The 24857-nt window shown below is 57.8% G+C and carries 18 protein-coding genes; 9 read left to right on the forward strand and 9 right to left on the reverse strand.

From position 1 onward, the window contains the following. Positions 1-2: 2 nt before the first annotated feature. The 7 genes from glk to queG all read right to left on the reverse strand — a co-directional run bounded on the left by glk (position 3) and on the right by queG (position 7506). Complete coding sequence (gene glk / locus AB1772_00255) at positions 3-974, reverse strand: glucokinase (GenBank protein ID MEW5794764.1); 972 nt, start codon at positions 972-974, stop codon at positions 3-5. A 99-nt stretch (positions 975-1073) separates the two neighbouring features. Beyond that, complete coding sequence (locus tag AB1772_00260; GenBank protein MEW5794765.1) at positions 1074-1406, reverse strand: heavy metal-binding domain-containing protein; 333 nt, start codon at positions 1404-1406, stop codon at positions 1074-1076. A 28-nt stretch (positions 1407-1434) separates the two neighbouring features. Further along, positions 1435-3390 carry a transketolase gene (locus AB1772_00265; protein MEW5794766.1) on the reverse strand — a complete coding sequence of 652 codons (1956 nt, stop codon included), beginning with the start codon at positions 3388-3390 and terminating at the stop codon, positions 1435-1437. Between the two features lie 20 nt (positions 3391-3410). Next, positions 3411-5138, reverse strand: a complete 1728-nt coding sequence (locus AB1772_00270; protein MEW5794767.1) for a hypothetical protein — start codon at positions 5136-5138, stop codon at positions 3411-3413. 16 nt (positions 5139-5154) lie between these two features. Continuing rightward, entirely contained in the window at positions 5155-5805 is a 651-nt protein-coding gene (rpe, locus tag AB1772_00275) for a ribulose-phosphate 3-epimerase (protein ID MEW5794768.1), read from the reverse strand. Positions 5806-5916: 111 nt separating this feature from the next. Next, on the reverse strand, positions 5917-6213 hold the full coding sequence (locus tag AB1772_00280) for an NIPSNAP family protein (GenBank protein ID MEW5794769.1): 297 nt from the start codon (positions 6211-6213) through the stop codon (positions 5917-5919). Between the two features lie 297 nt (positions 6214-6510). Next, positions 6511-7506: a tRNA epoxyqueuosine(34) reductase QueG gene (gene queG / locus AB1772_00285; protein ID MEW5794770.1), complete on the reverse strand. Its 996-nt coding sequence runs from the start codon at positions 7504-7506 to the stop codon at positions 6511-6513. Positions 7507-7700: 194 nt separating this feature from the next. On the opposite strand from queG, the gene rocD reads away from it, so the two are divergent. Continuing rightward, a complete protein-coding gene (rocD, locus tag AB1772_00290; protein ID MEW5794771.1) occupies positions 7701-8984 on the forward strand; it encodes an ornithine--oxo-acid transaminase in 1284 nt (427 codons plus the stop codon). Between the two features lie 217 nt (positions 8985-9201). On the opposite strand, the gene AB1772_00295 is transcribed toward rocD, so the two are convergent. Both AB1772_00295 and AB1772_00300 read right to left on the reverse strand, forming a co-directional pair. Further along, positions 9202-10143: a DMT family transporter gene (locus AB1772_00295; GenBank protein MEW5794772.1), complete on the reverse strand. Its 942-nt coding sequence runs from the start codon at positions 10141-10143 to the stop codon at positions 9202-9204. A 256-nt stretch (positions 10144-10399) separates the two neighbouring features. Next, positions 10400-11224 (reverse strand): hypothetical protein, encoded by an 825-nt coding sequence (locus AB1772_00300; GenBank protein MEW5794773.1) that lies wholly within the window; start codon positions 11222-11224, stop codon positions 10400-10402. A 253-nt stretch (positions 11225-11477) separates the two neighbouring features. Between AB1772_00300 and AB1772_00305 the strand changes: the two genes are divergently transcribed. From AB1772_00305 to AB1772_00340, 8 genes are all read left to right on the forward strand, one after another. After that, positions 11478-13313, forward strand: coding sequence for a M64 family metallopeptidase (locus AB1772_00305; protein MEW5794774.1), 1836 nt, complete (start codon positions 11478-11480; stop codon positions 13311-13313). A gap of 52 nt (positions 13314-13365) precedes the next feature. After that, positions 13366-14265, forward strand: coding sequence for a homocysteine S-methyltransferase family protein (locus AB1772_00310; GenBank protein ID MEW5794775.1), 900 nt, complete (start codon positions 13366-13368; stop codon positions 14263-14265). A gap of 107 nt (positions 14266-14372) precedes the next feature. Further along, positions 14373-15389, forward strand: a complete 1017-nt coding sequence (locus tag AB1772_00315; protein ID MEW5794776.1) for a serine/threonine protein kinase — start codon at positions 14373-14375, stop codon at positions 15387-15389. Next, positions 15386-17212 (forward strand): PAS domain-containing protein, encoded by a 1827-nt coding sequence (locus AB1772_00320; protein MEW5794777.1) that lies wholly within the window; start codon positions 15386-15388, stop codon positions 17210-17212. The genes AB1772_00315 and AB1772_00320 overlap by 4 nt, the downstream gene beginning before the upstream one ends. 17 nt (positions 17213-17229) lie before the next feature. Then, on the forward strand, positions 17230-18015 hold the full coding sequence (locus AB1772_00325) for a response regulator (GenBank protein ID MEW5794778.1): 786 nt from the start codon (positions 17230-17232) through the stop codon (positions 18013-18015). Positions 18016-18299: 284 nt separating this feature from the next. Further along, a complete protein-coding gene (locus tag AB1772_00330; GenBank protein ID MEW5794779.1) occupies positions 18300-20270 on the forward strand; it encodes a cytochrome b/b6 domain-containing protein in 1971 nt (656 codons plus the stop codon). A 165-nt stretch (positions 20271-20435) separates the two neighbouring features. Continuing rightward, positions 20436-23108, forward strand: a complete 2673-nt coding sequence (locus tag AB1772_00335; protein MEW5794780.1) for a cytochrome c3 family protein — start codon at positions 20436-20438, stop codon at positions 23106-23108. Between the two features lie 63 nt (positions 23109-23171). Beyond that, entirely contained in the window at positions 23172-24686 is a 1515-nt protein-coding gene (locus tag AB1772_00340) for a NapC/NirT family cytochrome c (GenBank protein MEW5794781.1), read from the forward strand. The last annotated feature ends 171 nt before the right edge of the window (positions 24687-24857 follow it).

A 24857-nucleotide genomic window follows, 5' to 3' on the forward strand; every position in this document is an offset into this window, starting at 1 on the left:
CATCACAGGGTCATGCCGATTGCCGCCGCGCCCAGCAGCGGAGTTTTCTCTTCTATGATCACACCGACCGGAATTTGCCTCAGGAGATTCTCCATCTTGCCGTGATGCACAAACCGGCGCATGAACCGGCCCTGATCGAGAATCGTGACAATGCCTGGCGCTATATGGCCGCCGATATAAACGCCGCCGAGAGTCATCCCTTTCAGGGCGAGGCTGGCAGCCTCCGAGGCGTAGCAATCGACAAAGACCTTGACCGCCCGCGAGGCGGTTTCGTCCTTTCCGGCCAGGGCCATCTCGATGATTTTGGCGGGGCGGTCCTCGGCTGATTCCAGCCATGGGCCGCGCCGCCCTCCCTGGGTGTCTACGAGGAAATTGAAGATGTTCTCCAGCCCGCGATAGGATACAACGTCCTCCACTTCGACCCGCCCCAATTCCGAATAGAGATACTGCCACAGTTCCACCTCGAGTTGGTTGGCAGGCGCGAAATCTGAGTGGCCGCCCTCGGACGGTATCGGCCGGTTCTTGCCGCCCTCGACATGAATCAGCGCCTCGCCCAGACCGGTACCGGCAGCGATCAGCCCAAGGTTCCCATTGGCCGGTTCGACACCGCTGTTGAGCATGTAGATCTTTTCCCTGCCCAGTTGTGACAAACCATGCGCGGTGGCGACTACGTCGTTCACCAGGCGCACCTTGCGAAAGCCGAAATCGCGCTTCAGATCAGCGCTGGATAGTCGCCACGGAAGATTGGTGGTGGCGACAGTTTCGTGTATGACCGGGCCGGCCACACCCAAACAGGCGGTGGTGAACTCCGCGCGGCTTTTGCGCACGTAGAGTTTGAGAATATTGTCAAAACTGGAAAACTCGCGTACATGGAATACGGACTGCCCAATCAGGCGGAGGCCGTCTTTCCGCTCGGAGACTCGCGCCAGCTCGACCAACGAGCCGCTGATAAATCCGACCAGTAGACTTGCCATTAGAGATTATCCATCCGCCTCATGGTCTGTCGGGCAGGGTCGCCCGACAGCACAATGAGGGAGTCACCCGACAGCATGGTTACACTGTTATGCTCAACCTCACAGACGCTCAATGGAAACCGCCGTGCCGGTAACGTTGACCATCAGCATGCTGCCGCTGCCGCCAGGATGAATCGTTTCGTAGTCGAGATCGATACCGACAATTGCGTTCGCGCCGAGCGCCTGCGCGCGGGCCTCCATCTCGCTTACCGCGATTTCCCGCGCCTTCTGTAGTTCCTGTTCATACACCTCGGAACGCCCGCCGACAATATCTCGAATCGACGCAAACAGATCCTTGAACAGATTCGCGCCCAGTATGGCATCGCCGCTGACCAGGCCATGGTACTTGATGACTCTGTGCCCCTCTATCGTGGGCGTGGTTGATTTCAGCATCTCCATCTCTTGTTCTTATACTTCAATGTCATGATACCGACTCCGTTTCGATCACGCCAATCAATTGCTTGATCCTGAGAGCCACCGAGGCGCCATCCAGCCCGAGCATCCGGTACAGGTCGGCCGGTTTCCCTGACGACGCATAGCCGCTCACACCCAGTTTTGTCAGACGCGAAGCGCATCCCTGCTGGGCGAGGGCTGAGCCGATCGCGGTTCCGAGGCCGGTCTTCACATTATGATCTTCCAGTACGACAATGTCGGAGTACGTAGCGAGATGAGCGAGATCGTCGGGATGAAGGTCCGACCAGTCGGAAACCGAGATCAGTTCGACCCTGATCCCCTCGGCGGCCAGACGGTTCCAGGCGTCAAGGGCGTTAGCCAGTATATTCCCGGCTGAAACCAGTACGAGGCGCTCGCCGGAGCGGATTGTCTCCATCCGGCCATAGCGGTAGACATACTTGTCGCCAAAGAACGGCCGACCCTGTTCATCCGTCATCACCGACACAACCGAGCGACCCATGATTATGGCGAAATTGCCGCTTGTGCTGAGTGCGTGGCGTACCGCCCGATCGGTCTGGTTCGGATCGGCGGGCGTGATGACCTTCCAGCCGAAGGTCGAATTAAGCAGCGCGAAGTAGTCGATACATTGGTGGGTCTTACCGTCCTCACCGACATCGACCCCCGAATGCGTGCATACGAGTTTGAGATTGGCGTGGTTGATATCACTGAGGCGGGCCTGGTTGTAGGTCTCCACTATGCCAAAGACACCGAAATCGGCCCATATGGAAAGTGCCTGCTCTGCCGAGAGTGACCCGGCAGTCGCAGCAGTCGCGTGCTCGGTGATTCCGAACTGGAAGAAGTTGTCCGGATATTTCGCGGCGAACGAGTTGGTCTTAACCGAGCCGGTCAGGTCACAGTCAAACACCGCCACGCGGAAATCCTCGCGCCCGATATTGGCATCGGCCACGGACATAAGCGCCTTACCCCAGGCGCTGCGGTTGTCGCTCTTGGCATCTGGCGCATAGGTAGTCGGTGTGCCCGGATTCACCTTGAGCATGTGTGCTAGAGGTGGAGGGAATTCAGCAGGCGGTCCCTGCTTGCGACGCGCCTGATATGTGTCCAGGTCATCATGAGGTACTCCCAGCTCCTTGAGAGCGTCGACAACTCGATCAGGCTTGACCGCAGCGCCATGGTAGGCCTCATCGTTCTCCATGAACGACACCCCCTTCCCCATAATCGAGTGCGCCAGGATCATGTGCGGCGCGTGGTGATCGTGCGTGGCATGGTGCAGCGCCATGTAAACCTGGTCCAGGTCATGCGCGTCAATCTCCATCACCCGCCAGCCGTCGGCTTCCCATTCGCCGCGGATGTTTTGTGGCAGGATTTTGTCAATCGCGCCCGAGATTTGACGTTTGTTGTAATCGATCACGACGGTCAGATCATTAAGGCCGTACTTGACAACGTGGCGGCGCGATTCCCCGATTTGCCCCTTCTGCTGTTCGCCATCGCCCATGACCACGTAAGTATGGAACTTATGGCCCGACAGGCGCGCGTAAATTGCCTTACCGACACCCACCGCCAGCCCCTGGCCGAGATTGCCCGTTCCCCACTCAACACCGGGCACGCCACGTTCCACGTGCCCCTCGAACGGCGACCCGGCCATGCGAAAACCGTAGATCGCGAGGTCGACATCGTAAAACCCAGCATAGCCGAGCGCCACATAAACGCCCGGAGAGGTATGCCCGTGCGAGATGATGATCCGGTCGCGATCATCAGCATGCGGTTCCCTCGGATTGACCCGTGCGAAATGATACAGCGTCAGGTATGTCTCGAGCGAGGACATCGAACCGCCCGGATGTCCCGAGCCGGCGATAGAGGTCATCTTGATAATATCTCCGCGGCCGTGTTTGGTCAGCGCGCTCAGTTTGCTGTGCCACTGCTCGGAGAGTTTGCTTTCGGCAAATCCACGCCAGGAATCAAACATCTTATGCAACTGTCCTTTCGTTAGCGAAATGCGCGGCCTAGTGCCTTTGCGAAATACTCGAGGCCGGCCGCCGCGGAACCGTCGATAGAAATCACCAATGTAGGCAACCGGCGTGCGATCAACGCCTGGGCGTCGCCGATCGCCTGCGCGGCGATCAGTTGATCGAAACTGAACGGCTGCCCGGGAATGGCCAGATGCGCGTAGTTGTCGCGTACGAAGATCACGAACATGCCGACCGGCGGCCCACCCTTATACAACTGACCGATCGAGTGCAAGTAGTGCGGGCCGTAGCCGCGAAGCGTGGCCATGCCGGTCTTGTCCCGCACCAGACGCCGAAGTCTGCCTAGAGCCGACTCGGAATTGCGACTTGATTGAAAGTAGTTCAGGATAGAAAAATAGCGCGGCGCCCTGGCCCCGGCGAAGAACCGTTTCAGAAGATGGCCGAGATCGGTTTCCCGTTCGGCACGAGCCTGGACGCCCTCGTACGCGATCAGCGACAGCCGGCCCCAGCGCGAGTGTACCCGTGGCAAGGGAAGTCCACCCGCCCGTTCAAAGGCCGCGAGTATAGCGTTTGTGTTGTTCTTGCTTTCGGTGACATTGGGTTCATCGAATGGGTTGATCTCCAGATGATAGCCCGCAACCGCAGTGGCGGCCTCCCAGAGCAGGAACTGCCGGCCTAGCTCATCGGTGGAACCGAGTGTGATGTCTACCAGGGCGAACTTCTTCGCCGAAAGCGACGGCCTGAGTCTGTCCAACTCCGGTGTCCGTTCACCTGACATCTTCAGAAATACAAACGTCCGATCCGCGCCGTATTTCTCCGACTTGGTCAAGGGTTCCGCATCTATCGGGATGACTCCCTTGCCGTTCTTGCCGGTGGATTCCGCCACGAGCTGCTCAATCCACGGCACGAGCGGCGCGGCTTTCTTCGATGACGCGAATGTCAGTTTGTCACATCCATTCGCTGCACCGACAGCCAAAAGTGAACCAAGTAACAGGGCCGGATTGGTATCGTCGCGACGCTCCGCCAGGATCTTCTGCATCAGCAGGGCGTCGCCGACCAGGGCGCGCAGATCCACACCGGCAAAGATGCCGGGCACGAGCCCGAAATACGACAAGGCGGAATACCGCCCGCCGATATCCGCCGGATTCAGGAAGATCTTACGATACTTGTTGCGCCGCGCGAAGCGATGCAGGCCGCTGCCGCCGTCGGTGATGGCAACAAAGTGCTTGCCAATATCGCGCACGCCGGCATCCCGCAGTAGTCCCAGAAAGTAGGCCTCATGCGAGCGCGTTTCGACCGTGCCCCCGGATTTTGATGCAACTATGAAAAGCGTCTTCCTGAGATTGAGTCTGCGGGCAAGCGTCGTTATGGCACGTGGGTCAGTGGAATCCAACACGTCAAACGACTGCAGACTTGCCGGAAGACGGCACATACGGCGAAACAGGTCGGGGCAGAGCGATGATCCCCCCATGCCCATCAACACCACATGCTTGACGCCGTCGCGCAATACGTCGAGACCGAAATTCTCAATCGCGGCAACGCGGCGTTTCATCTGTGTCGCCGAATCGACCCAACCGAGTCGGTTGGCAATCAGCTCACGCACAGGCTTTGACGCAGTGAACACCGATGCGTCGCGACGCATGATTCGCGGGACGATTTCATCTTTGATGCCTTGTCGGACAGCCCGTTCGTAGGCGCGGGCCAATCGCCCCGGAGTTATCGCGATGCTTCCCTGCTTGACACTCATTGGTTGTATCTGACCTCTACTTCAGCGCGGCGATTTGTTTGACCAGCCCGGCGCGGTCCTTGGCTCCAAAAAACGCCGAGCCCATGACCAGAATGTCCGCACCTGCCGCGACCACGTCGGCGGCATTTGAGCTATCCACTCCACCATCGACAGCAATCTGTGTTCGCAGGCCATGACGCTTGATATAATCTCGCGCGGTTCGGACCTTTGGAAGTGCTCCCCGGATAAACTCCTGTCCTCCGAAACCGGGAAAGACCGACATGATTAACAGGTAATCAAACTGGTCCAGAAACGGAAGTACATTTTCGACCGGCATATCCGGGTTTATAGAAATGCCCGGTGCGACTCCAAGTTGTCGCAACTGCTCGGCGTGCGGCCCCGGCACCGGGTGAACCTCAAGATGAAACGTAATGCTGTCAGCCCCGGCTTTAACAAACGCCTCGAAGTACTTCTCCGGCTCGCTTAGCATCAAATGAACGTCGAGATAGCAGTCCGTGAGCCGATCGATGGTTTTGACGATTGACGGCCCGAAGGAGATGTTCGGCACAAAATGGCCGTCCATAATGTCGAGATGAAGAATATCGACGCCGGCCCGGTCGGCGCCGGCTATTTCGTCACCCAACCGGGCAAAATCCGCTCCCAAGATAGATGGTGCCAGCCTTGCCATGCGGGAATCTGGCGAATTGCTCCCGCATGGTCAACCCTCAAGTTGCGACCACTCGAGCCGCGCGAATTTAGTGGGGGCGGGTCCGCCGTGGCGGGAACCCGCCATTCAACTTCATTCCACGACCGTAAAAATCTCCCGATAGCCGCTTTCCACCAGTGTCGTAAATCGCCGATACCACGCCGCCCAGGCCTTGGACCCTCCGGCCGACAGGTGAGCCTTCTCGTACGCTGCGAGCGATGGGTAGGTGCTTTCCAATACAAGAGTATAATACTGGCCGACCAGGTCCGTCATAAGCCGAGGTTTATTGACGCCAGCTTCGCGAAGAAATTTCGCTCCTTTTTTCCATTCCTGTCTGGCCTGTTTGGCCTTTCCGAATTTCAGTTGGAATACATCACGTACTACGATCATCCTAACATCCTTTCCTGGTTTGAATCTTGAAACCGTAGAGTCCGACTCTGACTACAAGACCGCATGCAAACAAACCCAACCGGAATAACAGTTGTTCTCGCCGCTTGCGTATCCGGATCAGTCGCCAGAGTCGAAGCCATCAAGGCTGGTACGCAGGTGAGGCTCAAGTTCGGAGTCGGAATGCTGGCCTGAACAGAAAGAAATCTGACCAAAGCCCGCCACAGGTCCCGCATCGATTCGCAGAGGGGTCGAAGTGATACATCGAGTATGCGGTCTAATAAATTGTGTCACAATCAGTTACGACATCCGCTTGCTAATGTTGTCACTCACGACTCGGGCGTTGGTCTTCAGACCCTCCAAACCGGGTCGAGTCAGAGTCGTGCCGGCGGTGAGTTGAAGAAACTCCTCGCGGGTCTGCATCGACAATACGGCCGATGTATCCAGGAATTCGCCCAACCCCTTTGAGGACTTCAACTCCGCGTGAGTGGTGGCCTGTGCCCGATGGTTATGCGGGCAGACTTCCTGGCATATGTCACACCCGAATATCAGGTTCCCCATTTTCGCGGCCAATCCATCGGGAATTACACCCGGTCGTTCCACCGTCAGGTAAGAAATGCATCGATTGGAATCCACCACGCCATCGCCGATTATCGCATTAGTGGGACAGGCATCGATACAAAGTCGGCACTTGCCGCAGCGTCCGTGACTGATTGCATCGGGATCGTCGGGCTCAAGCTCAAGATCCGTGACAATTTCGGCGAGAAAGATCCATGAACCGAACTGTCGGTTGATCAGCATGCTGTTCTTGGCGAGATAACCAAGCCCGGCCTTCGCAGCATAGGTGCGTTCGAGAAACGGCCCATAATCGACCCACCACTTGAACGCCGTGTTGTCAGTCTCAGGGAATCGAGTGCGAATCAATTTCAGCAGACGCTTTATCATCGCCTCGACAACCTTGTGGTAGTCGCGTCCGCGAGCATAACGTGATATTCTTCCGTGGCCATCGGGTGCGGTTTCACTATTCGGCTGATAGTAATTCAAACCCAACATGATTACCGATCTGGCCTCGATACCGACTTGTCCCGGATCAGTCCTTCTGGCGCGGTTTCGCTCCATCCAGCTCATTCTCGCCTGGTATCCCTTATCCAGCCAGCGGTAGAGCGCCTCAACAGCCTCGGGGACGATTTCGGCTGTAGTGACACCGCAGAGATCGAATCCAACGCGACCGGCTAATTGCTTGATATCCTTGGACGTAATCATGAAGCTCATCACGCCGATTTGTACCTGTGACAATATACTTACGTGTAATGCGCGAAAACATGCAAAAGTGAACTCTAAAGCGGAGCCTTATTACTGTCGAAAGCGTTATGAAACAGAGCGCAGATATCGCCGTACTACTGCAGAGGCTCTTGACGCCGGATTTTAAAGTATTATTCTAGAAGGCTAATTGGCCCGATTCAACACGGCACGAGTACGAGGTGAAGAATATGAACAACATCACAGTGAACAGCAAACCGACAATCGGATACTCCCAGCTTTCCGACAAACAGATTTTTGATCTCGAGCACACCAGCGGCGCTCAACATTATGGACGTGTCGGCCTGGTGGTGCGCCGGGCGGAAGGCGCCTGGTTGTACGACGCTGACGACAACAAGTATCTCGATTGCCTGGCCGCGTATTCGGCCGCGAATCAGGGACATCATCATCCGAAGATTGTCAAGGCGGTCAAGGACGCGCTCGACGGCCAGTATGCATCGGTGATTTCTAATGTCGTCTACACCGACACGCTCTCGGTTTTCCTCGACAAGGTGTCGCATCTTCTCCCGCAGCTTGGGCCGCGGTTCGGAGATCATGGCAATAAGTCGCTTCCCAAGAACGGCGGCGTTGAGTCGGTCGAGACCGCGATCAAATTGGGACGCTGCTACGGCTACAAGGCGAAAGGTATTCCCGACGGCAAGCAGGAGATGATTGTTGTCGAGAATAATTTTCACGGCCGCACGCTGGGAATCATCTCGTTCTCGAGTTCTGAGAAGTACCGCGAAGGTTTTGGACCGATTGTCCCCGGGTTTGTACGAGTTCCCTACGGCGACGTGGCCGCCATGAAGAAAGCAATCTCGAAGAACACTTGTGCTATCCTGATTGAGCCGAGCCAGGGCGAGGGCGGCATGTACATTCCGCCGGACGGGTATCTCGCGGCCTGCCGCAAGCTGGCCGACGAGAACGATCTGCTCCTGATCTTCGACGAGATCCAGGTTGGACTCGGCCGCACCGGCAAGATGTTCTGTTTCGAGCACGAGAATGTCATTCCGGACGCCATCGTGCTGGGCAAGGCGATATCGGGCGGCCTGGTGCCGGTATCGGTCATGGTCACCAACGCGAAACTGATGGACATGGTGTTTCAGCCGGGGCGCGACGGCTCCACGTACGGCGGTTACCCGCTGGCGTGCGTAGCCGGATGCGCGGCGATTGATGTGTTGGTCGAAGAGAACCTTCCGGCACGCGCCGCGAGGATGGGCGCTATCCTGAAGAAGAAGATCGAAGATGTCTGCAAGCGCTCCAAGCATGTCAAGGAGGTGCGCGGTCGCGGTCTGTTTATCGGGATCGAAGTCAACAACGGCGACGCCATGCACTACTGCCGCAAGCTGCTTACACTCGGCGTGCTGGCCAACGACAGCCACGGCCACACTATCCGTATCTCCCCGCCGCTGATTATCGGCGAGGCTGAGATCGACTACCTGGTGGAGCGCCTGGAAAAAGTGCTGGTGGACTGAGTATCCACTACTTGAGCTGAACGTAGGGTAGGACCCCTGTGGTCCTGCCTTTCATTTTTGCTACCGCATAATGGGCCTGTACAATCCCACGCTAAGGGTGGGCCACCCACCTGTTTGGCGTCGAGCCCGCGTGAGCTGAGCATCATCAAATCCCACCCGAAGGGTGGGCCACCCACCGCTAAATACACTCGCCGTTGCAAGAAATGCGGCCACCATGTCACTGCGTCTCTCCCCCGCCGATTGTCGGAAGGGGCTTTTTTCCGTTCCTCAGGCCACCGAAATAAATCGCCGTGAGCGTTATCGCGGCTCCGAGCACCTGAGTGACAGAGAATTGTTCAGCGAACCATAATACACCCCATACCACGGCAAGTGTTGGCTGTAGCAACAACACCAGCCCGGCGCGCGAGGCGACTGTTTTCGCCAGCGATGTCGTAATCGTCCACCATCCGAGCGCCTGCGGAACCAGGCCGAGAAGAACGAGATTGAGCCACGTTGCTCTATCCGGCGGAACTATCGAATCGGATTCGATCAAAGAGCTTATGCCGAGAAAGATCGCCGCGTTGAGCGACACCCAGGCTATGAATACCAGAATATCGGGCGCTGCCTCCCGATGCGCCGACCATCGCATGGTGATAATATAATGCGCGTACACAACACCGGTAGCCAGTCCGAGTATCACACCGATTAAGTATCGCTCAGAGAACTGTATATCTCGACTGAAGAAACCCACCAGTAGCGCCACGCCGACAATGGCGCTGAACGCCGCCACCCAGAATCGCCGGGTCAGCGTCTCTTTGAAGATGATGAAACTGAGCACCGCGGTCATGAACACCTGTGTGTTGCCGAGAATAGTCGCCATGCCCGCGCCGCAGTATATCACGGAGCGGTGCCAGATGAACAGATCGAGGAAGAATATGAACCCGGCCAGCGCCGAGAACAGATACAGTCTCTTGTTGAGTGTGAACCGCCGTCGCTGCGACGCCGCCATGCCGAAAAGAATCAGCCCGCCCAGAAATGTCCGCCAGAAACCCATCGCGGTGGGACCGAGACGTTCCGGCCCGATGAGCTTGACGAACACTGGCGCGAAGCTGATACAGGTCGCACCGAAGATGAGCAACAACAGCGGACTGAACGTTGAGTTATTCTTTGGGGCCGGCATGGTCGAAACTTAATCGTGCTCATGCGCAGCCGCAATGTTATTCGGCGGAGCGACGTGATGTTTATTGTCACAGGGACAGATTTGTCTAGATGCCAGCGGACTTTGTCATGGGGACAGTCCCGTTAGAGGTGCCCACCGCTTGCGGTGGGCTGAGATTGGGAAACTCAACTTGTCTGTAGAAATCTCGGTCGCGCCCTCGACTCCGGTTTCAGCAAGTCGACTGCCTCGTTTTACTCGAAGGGCGAGTCCGGACTCCTCACCCACCGCAAGCGGTGGGGCACCCGGCTATCAGAAAATCGAAACCGCCAAGGCCCTGAGCAGAGTCGATCTTTTCCAGAGTGATCGACACATCCTGATATAATCCCTGAGTCACCTCGCGGTGATAACCAATTCTAACCGCATATGTCGCCTCCAGCCAGAAGGTGTCAAAGTAGAAGCGGCAGCGGCTTGTGATGCGTCCTGACGTAAAGGCAACCTCGGCGGAAAAAGTCGCCCCGGAGTCGGAAGGAGCCGGGATGAAAGTAATTGTATTGTTTGAGGTGTCGAATTCAAACAAACCAACCGGTGCAGGATTCATCCAGACCGAGTCGATTCTGGGACTGTCGCACCAATCGGCATCGGTAATCGACAGAGCAACTATCTCTGTATCTCCAGGTAAACAGGTGTACCGGGAATGGCAACGCGGCGTGATTCGCGGAGGGGCATTGTCCAGACGTAGACTAAAGCGGCAGTGGCTGTCGTCGGTGGTGCTGTCGCCCCTGTGGCTGGCGCCGATCACAACTTGCTCGTTATAGCCGGGCAATGAATCAGCGGTCTCCGGATGAAATACCCACAGCCCGGTCTGCGCATTCACCGAACCGGGACCGGAGACCAAAAAGTACCTCATTCCCGGTACCGGTCGGCCAGTTTGCAAATCAACCGCCACCACGCTGTAGTACATGGAATCGCAACGATTGCCCTCGACATACGGCGGGCAGCCGGTGAAGACGATCTGCGACGGATCATCCTGGGCACTGATCGTGCCGACCGCGAGCAATGTCGGGAAAAGGGCGAGTAACTGGAACAGAGGCGTACGCCACATGACGAAAACCCCCGTTTTCGAGTTCCCAATAATATACTGCGATATCCGGGTTTGTCAAACGGGTATTTCGCCGCGTCAGCATCAATCCATCGACCAAGAGTCAGACCTGTCAACATCTTGGTGTTCTTTGCCTTCGGTCGTTATTGTCCTTGACTAATCTGCTTGGGTTCGTACTTTAGGGTAGCCCTTCGCTCCCTTCAGGTCCCACCGGCAAATGTCCGATGATAGGACTGTTGCCCTTTGAGGAGAACGGATGCATAAACGCCTGTTTTGGTTATCTGCTGTTATCGCTGTTTTCGCTCTTGCCAATCCCGGCAACGCCGCCCAGAGCGAGCAGTACTGGCAACTCGTGTTTCGCTACACGAGCTCTGATCTACAGCTAGTCAAGGCCGACCCGATCGCTCAAATAGAAAAAGAAATCAGAACTCCCGGGCTGGAATCAGCGGCAATTCGAGTAGGCTACCGTTGCGAGTGGCTGGATAACGCAGGTCGACCCGTGTTCGTTTCGTCCACGGAGATGCCAGTCGGCATTCGCGTACCCCTGGGCGATTCCCTGCCCTGCCAATGGCTGGTACCTGAAGAGGGAATCATAGTCGTGCGGACAACCGGACCTGATCCGAAAGCGAATTCGGAGAGCATCAGGCTGACGCAGACGGGCATAGTCAACCGCGCACGACCGGCGATAAGTCTCCCCGCGCCGTTTCTCCAAACCGAGGTCTCGGTGAGTGTTGCGTCGGCGACGCGAACCGCCGCCCTGGCGCCGGGGCCGGTGGGAGTTCAGAAGATCAGAGACACCGGCCCGGACGCCAATCGTCTGGTCATGGTTATCATGGGCGACGGTTACACGGCGGCTGATCTGAGCGGGGGCGCGTTTTCGGGCGCGGCCGCATCGCTGGGAGCGGCTTTCGAGTCCAAGCCGCCATGGGATGTTTTGTTCGCCGCGACTAATCTGTACCGTATCGATATCGAGAGCAACGAGCAGGGCGCCGACCACGAGGTGTTCGGTGTTCTCAAAGATACCTATTTGAATTCATCGTTCTGGATCAACGGCATCGAGCGCCTGCTGTCGCTGACCGGGGACGGCTACTTCAAGGCGATTCAAGCATCTGACAATTTGGTCGGGCCGGGTGTCTGGGATCTTATCCTGGTACTGGTGAACTCGACCAAGTACGGCGGTTCCGGCGGTGGGATTGCGGTTTCATCGGTGCACTCGGCCGCGGCAGAGATCGTCATACATGAAGTTGGCCACACTTTTGCCAACCTGGCTGACGAATACGAAACCGCATATCCGGGGTATCCGCCGGGCGACAGCGAGCCGAATGTTGATTTCGATTACGACGGTCCCGGCCTCAAGTGGCTGATCTGGGTCGAACCGGGCACGCCGCTGCCGACACCTGAGTCGTCGCCATATCTGACCACGGTGGGTACTTTTGAAGGTGCCCGTTACTTGTCGAGCGGCATCTATCGACCGTGGTATAACTGCGAGATGCGTTCGCTTAATCGGCCGTTCTGCCCGATCTGCCAGGAGGCTCACGTGCTTGATTTCACCGGCATGGTTTCCCTGACCGACCTGGTCGCACCGCCCGTCGGTACGAATCAGAATATCGACGAAGGCGGAACGCTGTTCGCCGTTACTCCGATTCCGTTGTCAGATCTCGAATACGAGTGGTTTCTTGACGGGGTCCCGATACCGGCAGGCGTGGGGCCGTCGCTGTCACTCACTCCCGACATGATGGCCGAGCATAATCAGACCCTGCAGCTTAATATCGTGCTGAACACGCCCCTGGTCCGAAAGACGACTGTCACGCGAAGTTACCTCTGGCCGGTAACGACAGAGGTCAGTCTTTGTTGCACTGGCGTAGTCGGCGACGCCAATTACGACGGCGCATACGATCCAACCATCGGCGACATTACGGCCATCATAGATCATCTCTTCGTGAGCGGCACCCCTCTGGCCTGTTACGAGGAAGCCGATGTCAACCAGTCGGGAGGCACGTCGCCAGGTTCGACCGATATAACGATTGGAGACATTACCATTCTGATCGACAATCTCTTCATCACCGGGGTCACTTTGCCCGCTTGTTTCTGAGTCGGCGGGTGCCGAAGGCTGGTGAGTCAGCGGATCAAAGTTCGGTCTGATTATGCAACTGCTCGACAGGCTCGCCAGGGGCGAGGCGCTCGTGTGCGATGGAGCCATGGGCACTATGCTGATCGAGCGCGGCCTGAAACCGGGCGAATGCCCTGAGCAATGGAACCTGGAGCGGCCGGAAGTGCTGGTTGACATCGCGCGTCAATACGTAGATGCCGGCGCCGACATAGTCGAGACCAACACTTTCGGCGGCTCGCCGCTCAAGCTGGCGCAGTACGGACTGGAGGCACAGACCGAGGAAATCAACCGACTGGCGATTCGGGCGGCACGCCAGGGAGCGAGCGGCCAGGCCCTGATCGCCGCATCATGTGGGCCGACTGGGCGAATCCTAATACCCTACGGGGATACCGAACCGGGGGAAGTCTCTGCTGCCTTTCGCCGCCAATTTGCGGCGCTGCTCGGCGAAGGTATCGACGCGCTGGTAGTCGAGACCATGACAGATCTGAGCGAGGCCACACTCGCCGTCAAAGCAGCCCGAGAACTCGCCCCCGATCTGCCTGTAATTGCGACGATGACTTTCGATTCCACGTCGCGGGGTTTCTTCACTATCATGGGGGTAACTGTCGAGCAGGCGGCCAGGGGCCTTTCTGACGCCGGCACCGATATCGTAGGATCCAACTGCGGTAACGGAATCGACAATATGGTCAAGATCGCGTCCGAGTTTCGCAAACATACACACATGCCCATTATCATTCAGTCCAACGCCGGGCTGCCTCGTTTTGAGAGCGGCCGGGCGGTCTATGCGGAGACACCTGAGTTCATGGCGGCTCATGTGCGGAACCTGCTCGAATGCGGAGTGTCTATAATCGGCGGATGCTGCGGCACCACCCCGGAGCACATTGCGGCTATTCGGCGGGAACTGGACAAAATCAAACCCGGCAAAAGACCTTGAATTCCTGAGAATCCCCCGTTAGCTTCAATGCGGCGAGGACGGGGGTTGACGATTTCCGCTGACTCCGCACGCGGCCCCGACTGAACATCCGCCACCATCGTGGTATCATGGACGAAAAAGAGCTATTGCAGCAACGCATCAAAGTGGTTACCGGCTGGCAGCAGGTCGGCCGGGTGCGGATTGTGCGCGATACCTCCGACTGCATGCGCATCCAACGTGGCCATGTGGTCCGGCTCGGCGGCCACGACTACGTGATCGAAGGCAACCGCCACGAGACCCGTTTCGGCATCGCCGATCAGCCGAAATACTGGGTGTTCGGAGCTATCGAACTTAAGTCCGGACGCCGGATGATCCTCAAAACGGTATTTCACGAGGAATTCAATGTCCATATCGGCGTTTTCAAGATCCGCTGCTACCGCAGCCCGGAGAAGGAAGCGCGTGTGCTGGATCTCGTCAGGGGCGATTTGCGATTCATGCAGGGGTTCACGGAGCAGGATGAGGCCGGCAATTATGTCCGCATAATCGATCTCATCCGGGGGCCGTCGATTTTTCAATACATTCATAACAATCAGAAAAACCACGAGGCATTTTTCCACGAGGACCTGCCGCTCATTCTGCATCGGTTGACCGGCTGCATGGAGGCTATCAAGTTCCTGCATGACCGCGGGACCTGTCACGGGGATATCCGCAATGATCACATAATCATCGAGAATGAAACCGGGCGGTATCGCTGGATCGACTTCGACCTGAACCAGCATGTCTCTGATTTCGACGTCTGGAGCATGGGCAATATCCTGAACTACGTGGTGGGACAGGGCATAAACTCGTTTCATGTCGTTATGAAGAGCGATCGGTTCCCCGACGCCGTCAAGTCCAGCTTGACGGCAGCCGATGCGTCCGCGTTTTACCAGTACCGGGTGATGAATCTCAAAAAGCTCTTTCCTTACATTCCGCGGCGCCTTAACGATATCCTTATGCACTTCGCCATCAAGCCGCAGGGCAGCTATGCCACCATGGATCAACTGATCAGCGACTACCGCGAGATGCTGGATGCGGACTTCCCGCTCCAAAAACCTGGGCCGATAACAAATTCAATCACGCACAATCGAGGGGGGCGTCCGTGAAGACCGCGATTATCGGCGGTGGCAAGGGGTGTGTGGCGATTCTCGATCTCGCCCGCGGGCCGTTTCTGCGCGAGCTGACAATCGATGTCATGTGTGTAGCCGATCTTGATCCAGACGCGGCCGGAATGCGGCGAGCGCGGGAGTTGGGCATTCCCACCAGCAGCGACCCGATGGCCGTGCTGGCTATGGACGGGCTCGAACTGGTGATCGAGCTTACTGGCCGGGACCGAGTGGTCGATGAAATTCTCGAGATTCTGCCGCCGGGGGTGCGGCTGATCGATCACACAATCGCCCACGTATTCTGGGATCTGGCTAAGGCCCAGCAGGAACAGGAGTGGCACCTTGTGGAGATCACTACGCTCGAAGAGAAGATCGAAACCGAGCGCCGCTTCCTGCAAAGCCTCTTTGACACGATTCCGGAACTGGTGGTCGTGTTCGACACTCACAAGAAGATCGTGCGTACCAATGCAGCGTTCCTGAAATTCGCCGGGCTGACATCCGATGCCATCATCGGGACATCGTGTCAGGACCTGCTGGCGGCCACGGAGCTGGCGGCCGCACGGCAGGAGATCGGGACGGTGATTGACGAGGTGCTTCGCACCGGTAAGGCGCGCACGCTAATATGGCAAACCGCTCATCCTCGCGAAGCGTACTGGGAGGTGATCCACACCCCGATATTGGGGAAAAACGGCGTGCCGGAGGGGGCGGTCGGCACCTGGCACCGCATTACCGAAAAGATCATGCTGGTGCGCGAGATCGAACAGGCCGAGCAGCAGTTCAAGGCGTTTATCGATTCGGCTAACGACTGGATTTCCATCAAGAACCTCGAAGGACGATACGTGATCGTGAACCCTGCTTGTGCGCACGCTTTCGGTCTCCAACCGCAGGATTTCACTGGCCGGAAACCGGAGGAGATCCTCTCACCCGAGGCTGCTGAAATCATACGCCGCCACGATGCCGATGTCATTGAGAACAGTCAGTACTATACCTATGACGAAGTATTCCATCTGGCCGGCGGTGACCGACACCTCCACACCGTGCGCTTCCCGCTGACCGATTATCGCGGCGATGTCGCTGGCGTGTGCACAATCGCCCGCGACGTCACCGCCGAACGGGAGCTGAACGAACAGCTCGTTCAGGCGGCCAAGCTGGCCGCTGTGGGCAAGCTGGCCGCGGGAGTGGCCCATGAGATAAACAATCCGCTGACCGGGATACTGGCCTTCGCCGAGGATTTGCTGGCCGATCTGCCTGACATTCACCCCCATCGGCACGATTTGGGCGTTATCGCTCGGGAGACGATTCGCTGCCGCGAAATTGTGCGCAATCTTCTCGATTTCGCCCGCCTGGAAAACCTGGTCCTGGAGCGGCGTGATCCCAACCAGGTGGTGCGCGAGACTCTCGTCCTGATCCACAAGTTGCCGCAGTTCAGGAACATCAAGATAGTCACTGAGCTCGCGGATGTCCTCCCGCAGGTCGAGTGTGACCTCCCGCAGCTTCAGCAGGTACTGCTCAATCTTATGATGAACGCCGCAGAGGCCATGAACGGGCAGGGAACTATCGTACTACATACGGAATATGAATATACGGCGGAACGATGCCTCATATCGGTGCGTGACAAGGGGCCGGGCATTCCCGATGAGCTCCATGCCCGCATATTTGAGCCGTTCTTCTCGACCAAGGGAACCAACGGCCTCGGCCTTGCTGTCAGTTGGGGCATTGTCGAACGGCATCGCGGAACCATCGAAGTCGCCAACGCCCCGTCAGGCGGCGCCGTCTTCTTGATCCGCCTGCCAGTAGCAGGAGCCGGCCGCCGCGTCTCCTAACACCGGAGAGTGCTGTTATGGATAAGCAACTCTGTATACTTACCATAGATGACGAGCAAATCGTGCTCGATAGTGTCCAGAAGCATCTTAAGCGCGAGAACTACGAACTGCTCTTTGCCCTCTCGGCTCGTGACGCGCTCGCCAAGCTGGACAAACAGTCTGTCGATATCGTCCTGACTGATCTGATGATGCCTGAGATCGACGGGCTTGAATTCCTGGAGCTGATTAAGAAACGCTCGCCCCAAACCCCGGTGATCATGATCACCGGCTACGCGACCATCAGCTCCGCCCTGCAAGCCACCAACCTGGGCGCGTTCGATTATATCGCCAAGCCATTTACCAAGGCGGAGCTGCTTTCGGTAGTTAACCGCGCGGCGCAACTGGTCCGGGCGGCGCAGTCGCGTCCCGGGGACCTCGAGTCGCAAAATCATCCCGACAACCCGCCAATTGCCGGCAAATCGGGCGAGCATGTCATCGGTGAGTACGGATGGAACTGCCTGCAGGACGACGGAACAGTGGTCCTGGGCGTTGGGAAAAACTTCCTCGACGCCATCGGAAAGATTCAGAACATTTTCCTGCCGTCCAGAGGGGACGAGCTTCGCCAGGGAAGCGTGTACCTGCGAATCTTTTCGGCAGATCTGCGGTCCCATGTCGTCCTCTCCCCACTTTCGGGCACGGTTGCGGACGTGAACGAGAGGGTGACTTCGGAGTCAGAGACCGGGCCGCGCCTGAGCTCCGAGGACTGGCTGGTGCGGCTAAAACCGTCGAAATTCGAGCTCGAGGTTCGCGACCTGGGACTGTAGATAAATAGCACTAACTGGCTCCAGCCCTGGATTATTGCCAGAGTGCAACCGATGGGGATATCATTAAGAAAGACAGTGAGTTATGGCTTAGCGTTTGTTTCGGAACGGCCGGGTAAGTGTACCCGAGATTGTGCAAAAAATCACTTGCAAAAGGACCGGAGTTTTCCGATATCATTATTGGCACCAGCCGTTCGACCGAGTAAGAAAGTGAAAGGCTGCCGAATTGAATTGATTACGATGTCGCCGCGGCCAAACGGCGGTCATCATTGGTGATGGTTGGTGACATGAAAGCACTTCGACAGATTCTCCTGGCAACCTGGTTACCGGCCACGGGACTACTGTTCAGCGCGGGGGTGTTACGGGCACAGGTTGAACCACCCGAGACCGCCAGCTGCCTCACCTGTCACGATACAGAGACATTGCGGGGGAAGGATCACGATCTGACGGCGCTGTTGGACGCCTCCGCACATGCTGGATTCGACTGCGTGGACTGCCATGCGGAGATCACGGAAATCCCCCATCAGGACTCGGTGCCGGCTGTAAATTGCGGCACCTGCCACACGACCGAGGCCGCGGTTTATGACCGTCACGGCCGCGTTCCGGTCGGTACCGATCCCGACATCCCCGGTTGCGCCGGTTGTCACGGCAACCATGACATTCTTCCGTCCAGCGATCGTCACTCTCGGACCAGCGCGGAGAATCTGCCCAATACGTGCGGAAGCTGCCACGAGAATATCGACCTCACTACCAAGCACGAGATCCTCTACGGCGAGGCAATTGCCGCGTTCAAAAGCTCGGTACACGGCCGGGCCATAACGGGCGGGGTGCTGCTGGCGGCGTCGTGCAACGACTGCCACTCGGCCAACGGCTCCGCGCACAAGATTTACGCCCCCAACAATCCTCACTCCACAATTAACCACTTTAACATCCCACGTACCTGCGGTAAGTGCCACTCAAGTGTGGAAGATGAGTTCTGGGAGGGAACACACGGAAAGCTGGTAGCCCGCGGCGAGGTGGACGCGCCGGTTTGCACCAACTGCCATGGCGAGCATGGGATCATTGCTACATCCGATCCGCGATCGCCGGTGAGCCCGACCCGTGTTGCCGAGGCCACCTGCTCCCCCTGTCATGAGTCGGCGCTTTTGAATGACAAGTACGGTATCCCTACCGGCCGCTTGCGTTCATGGTATGACAGTTACCACGGCTTGAAAAGCAAAGTCGGCGATGTGACGGTTGCCAACTGCGCCTCATGCCACGAGGCGCACATGGTACTCCCTCACACCGATCCGAGATCGTCGGTCTTTATCGACAATCTCACGAAGACCTGCGGCTCGTGCCATCCGGGGATTTCCTCCGAGATCGCCAGCGTGCCGATCCATGGGGAGCCGGGGGTATCACATACTCCGGCGGCGAATGTCGTCAAGAATATATACATCGTGGCCATAATCCTGATAATAGGTCTAATGGTCATTCACTGGCTTATCGACCTGCGGAAGCAGATCAACCAGGTACGCGGCCGGCCCAGCATACGGCGCATGACCACCAATGAGGTCGGCCAGCATTACCTGCTGATGTTCACGTTTATCGTGCTGGTGATCACGGGATTCTCGCTGCGATTCAAGGAATCCTGGTGGGTAGTCTGGCTGTTCGGCTGGGAGGGCGGGTTCCCACTGCGCGGGCTGATCCACCGGATCGCCGCGGCCCTGTTTACCGGCGCGGTGATCTGGCACATCGTGTACCTGCTGACGCCGCGAGGACGGCAGTTCGTTGAGGACATGTGGCCAAATCTCCGCGACTTCGCCCAGTTTTTCAACATGATCTCCTTCAACCTAGGCCTGCGCAAGGATCGCCCGCAGTTCGGTCGGTTTTCCTATGTGGAGAAGGCTGAGTACTGGGCGCTGGTGTGGGGCGCAGCAGTGATGTTTCTGACCGGGTTCTTTCTCTGGTTCGAGGGACTTGCGGTAAGCTGGTTCCCCAAGGGCGCGCTGGATGTCATTCTCGTCATTCACTATTATGAGGCGTGGCTGGCGACGCTGGCGATTCTGATCTGGCACATGTACTCGACCGTTTTTAGTCCTAGCGTCTACCCAATGAACCCGTCGTGGATTGACGGCAAGATGCCGCTGGACATCTATCAACACGAGCACCCGGCCGACTCAGCCTTCGAGACCACCACCATCGCGACTGGATCGACCGACCGGCCCGATGATCAGCGCTCTGCCGGCCGAGACATGAGCGCCCGTGAAGGGGCCTGATTGAGTACGCCTTTCCGAGGACCGGAGTTGATCAGCCCAGCCGCCACATATAGTCAGCCCTCACGTCTGCCGTTACTCCTGTGGGTTGCGATTTTTCTCTTATCGACTTCCGCGGCGGGACAATCTGTCGATGACTGCCTGGCCTGCCACGACGACAAGGACTTGATGGGCGATCGTGATGGTCGAAAGTACTCGGCGTATGTCGACCCTGCCCGATACGCCAGATCCACTCACGGCGAGTTGGAGTGCATCAATTGTCACCCCTACCTTGACGGGGTAGAGGATTTCCCGCATGACGAGATCGAGCCGGAACCGGTGGACTGCGCCACCTGTCACGACGACGTGGCGACCATGTATGACCAGAGTCTCCATGGTCAGGCGGTAGCTGCCGGAGCCAAGTTGGCGCCGAGGTGCTGGGACTGCCATGGCGCGCACGATATCGAGCCGCCAACCGCGCCGGACTCGCGCGTCAACAAATTCAACATCCCGGTTATGTGCGGACGCTGCCACAAGGAGGGTTCGCCGGTCGATCGCACCTATGACATCCCGCAGGACAGCATCCTCGATCACTACTCCATCTCCATGCACGGCGAGGGGCTGTACCACCGCGGCCTTACGGTCACGGCCGTGTGCACGGACTGCCACACGGCCCATTTTGTCCTCCCGCATACCGACGAACGCTCCAGTATCCACCGCAACAATGTGGCCGCCACCTGCCAGAAGTGCCACGGCCGGATCGAGCAGGTGCACCAGAAAGTTATCCGGGGTGAACTGTGGGAGAAAGAGCCCGCAAAGGTGCCGGTCTGTGTGGACTGCCACCAACCGCACGAGGTGCGCAGGGTCTTCTACGAGGAGGTGTCCAACGAGGAGTGCCTCAAGTGCCACCTCGATCCCAATCTGAGCATGGTACGCGACGGGGTTACGATATCGCTGTTTGTCGATACGGTCGAGTTTCGCAACTCGATTCACCATAACCAGGCGTGCGCCCAGTGCCATATCAACACCAATCCGCGGCTCAAGCGACCGTGCAGCACCGTGGCGACCAAAGTCGACTGCGGTATTTGTCATACCGAGGTCGTGGACATGTTTGCCACCTGCACGCATGGCACACTGGTAGAGCGGGGCGATCCCAACGCCCCTACCTGCACCGATTGCCACGGCCGCCACGGTACGCGGGGCAAACGGGACCCCAAATCCCCCACGTTTCCCACCAACGTGCCGGCCCTGTGCGAGCACTGCCACAGCGCCGGCGGCGCGGCTGCGGTCCGGCGGGAAGCGCGGGGCGAGAGTATCGACGCCGGCCGATACCCGGAGAGCATTCACGGCAAGGGACTTCTCGAGAGCGGTCTGGTAGTTACGGCGATGTGTACGGACTGCCACACGGCGCATCATGTGCTTCCAAAGGACAACCCCGAATCGAGCATCAATCATGCCAACGTTCCTCACACCTGCGCCAGGTGCCATTCGGGCATATATGAGCAGTTCGTCACGAGCATTCACGGGGATACGCTGGAGCTTTCCGAAAGGAAACTCCCCAACTGCTCTGACTGCCATCAATCTCATACCATCACTCGCACCGACAGCGAGGGGTTCAAACAGCAGATACTGAACCAGTGCGGCGGCTGCCACCAGGACGTGACCGAAACCTATTTCGAGACATTTCACGGTAAAGTATTCCAGCTCGGCGCAACGGTCGCTGCGAAATGTCATGACTGCCACGGCTCTCATGATATCCTGCCGCCGGATAACCCGGCCTCACACCTGTCGCGACAAAACATCGTAGCCACGTGCGCGCAGTGCCACGAAGGATCTCATCGGCGATTCGCCGGCTACTTGACCCACGCTACTCACCATGACCGTGACAAGTACCCGGCGCTCTTTTACGTTTTTTGGTTCATGACGATTCTGCTGATCGGTACGCTCGCCATAGCCACGACCCACACGTTGCTCTGGCTGCCGCGGTCATTCCAAATGATGCGACAGCACAAAAAAATGCTGACCGAGGGCGGCGACCAACGGATCTATCGCCGCTTTACTCGTCAGCAAAGCGTTCTGCATATCCTGATGGTGATAAGCTTCCTGGGGCTGGCAATCACCGGTATGACCCTGAAATTCTCGTATCTCGGCTGGGCCCAGTGGCTGTCGGGGCTTCTCGGCGGGTTCGAATCAGCGGGATTCATCCATCGTTTTTGCGCGGTGATCACCGCCGTCTATTTCATCAGCCACGTGTGGTCGCTCATTCAGACTAAGCGCCGCGAGAAGTTGAGCTGGAAAGAGCTGCTCTTCAGCCGCAACACCATGGTGCCGACAAAGACCGATCTGAAAGAGGTCTGGGGTACGCTCAAGTGGTTTATCGGTATCGGTCCACGGCCGGAGTACGGTCGCTGGACTTACTGGGAGAAGTTCGACTACTTCGCGGTCTTCTGGGGAGTGGCCATAATCGGCTCGACCGGACTCATGCTCTGGTTCCCGGAGTTCTTTACCCATTTCCTGCCGGGCTGGATGATAAACGTGGCCACAATCGTGCACTCCGATGAAGCTCTGCTCGCCACCGCGTTTATATTCACCGTGCACTTCTTCAATACGCACTTCCGACCCGACCGCTTTCCCATGGACACGGTCATTTTCACCGGCCGGATGACGGTCGAGGAGCTGAAGGCCGACCGTCCCAGAGAATACCGGGAGCTGGTCGAATCGGGTGAACTCGAAAAGCATATCACGTACCCCCTGCCTCAGCCGGTGATCAAGGCTCTGAGGATTTTCGGAGCAGTTGCATTAATCGTTGGACTGTCGCTTATTCTGCTCGTGATCTACGCGGAGGTGTTCGGGTACCGATAGCCCGAGGGCGAGCCGTGCCTCGCGCTTACCCCTGTGCGTCTTGAACGAAAAGGATTCATTCGCATGACCGAGCGCAAACTGCCGCTTTCATATTATAACTGGATCAGCATTATCGGGGCTTATATCGGCTCGGTGTCGCTGCTGTTGATAATTCTGTTTCTGGGTATCAGCTTTTTCCTCGATTTTGCCACCAACCCGTATCTCGGTATCGTGCAGTTCTTGATCCTGCCGGTGTTTCTGATCGGCGGATTGCTTCTTATACCGGCCGGGGCCTATCTGCAGCGGCGGCGTATCCGCAAGGGTGTCGGCACCGAGCGCCGCCAGTGGCCGAGAATCGATTTCAACCAGAAAAGTCACCGCAACGCGCTCACCGTATTCGCATTCGGCAGTGTGCTCGTAGTTTTCGTTTCGGCGGTGGGAAGCTACAAGACCTTTCATTACACCGAGTCCGTGGAGTTCTGCGGGACGGTCTGCCACCAGGTGATGAAACCGGAGTACGTGGCGTACCAGAACTCGCCGCACGCCCGGGTTGCCTGCGCGGCCTGCCATATCGGTTCCGGCGCCAACTGGTACGTGAAATCCAAGCTGTCCGGCGCATATCAGGTCTATGCCGTGCTCGCTAACAACTATCCCCGCCCCATCCCCACTCCGGTGGCCAACCTTCGCCCGGCGCAGGAAACCTGCGAACAGTGCCACTGGCCGGAAAAGTTTTTCGGCGCCCAGCAGAAACGGTTCAATCACTTCATGTACGACGAAGCCAACACGGCCTGGCCGATTGATCTGCTCATCCGGACCGGCGGCGGCGATCCGCGCACCGGCCAGGCGCACGGCATCCACTGGCACATGAATATCCAGAACAAGATCGAATATGTCGCCCGCGACCACGAACGGCAGGATATCCCGTGGGTTCGCCTGACCGACCGCACCAGCGGACGGGTGATCGTATATCAGAACCAGAACAGCCCGCTGAGCCCAGATTCGCTCGCTGCCGCCGAGATCCGCAGCATGGACTGCATGGACTGCCACAACCGGCCGAGCCATATCTACCGTTCCCCTGACCAGGCGATCGATCTCGGCCTGCTGACAGGGCGGATCGACGCGGGTCTCCCGTCGATCAAAGAAAAAGCTGTCGCTGTAATGGCGCGCGAGTACACCACCGAGGCGGAGGCGCTCAGCGCGATCGCAACCGAACTGAACGATTACTATCAAACCGAGCGCCCGGATGTTTACGAAACCAAAAAGGCTCAAGTGGATGCCTCGGTCGCAGCTATACAGGAAGCGTTCGCGCAAAATATCTTTCCCGAGATGAAAGTCCGCTGGAGCGAATATCAGGACAATCTCGGTCACTTTGACTCCCCCGGCTGCATGCGCTGCCACAATGAGGCCATGGTCGGCGAAAAGGGTCAGAAGATAACCACCGATTGCCGCGCCTGCCACACTATACTGTCGCAGGGCGCCGGTGAGAGCCTTCAGATGGCCACCAGTTCCGAGGGACTCGATTTCGTCCACCCGGTGGACATCGATGACGCCTGGACGGAGATGGGCTGCTACGAGTGCCACACCGGCGTGCAGCCGTAGTGGTTGCTGACGAAGCTGCTGTCGCGCAGTGAGCGCTCAAGAAGTCAGTCGCACGAAGTGCTGTCTGGCGACCCTGCCCGACAGACCCCATTACACGTGTGCCCGGGAGATACCCTCGTAAGTGTGCCCGGCAGATGCCCTCATCTGCCGGCTCCTCGCTGAATGCTCTGT

The sequence above is a fragment of the Candidatus Zixiibacteriota bacterium genome (genome assembly GCA_040752815.1).
Taxonomy (GTDB): domain Bacteria; phylum Zixibacteria; class MSB-5A5; order GN15; family FEB-12; genus JAGGTI01.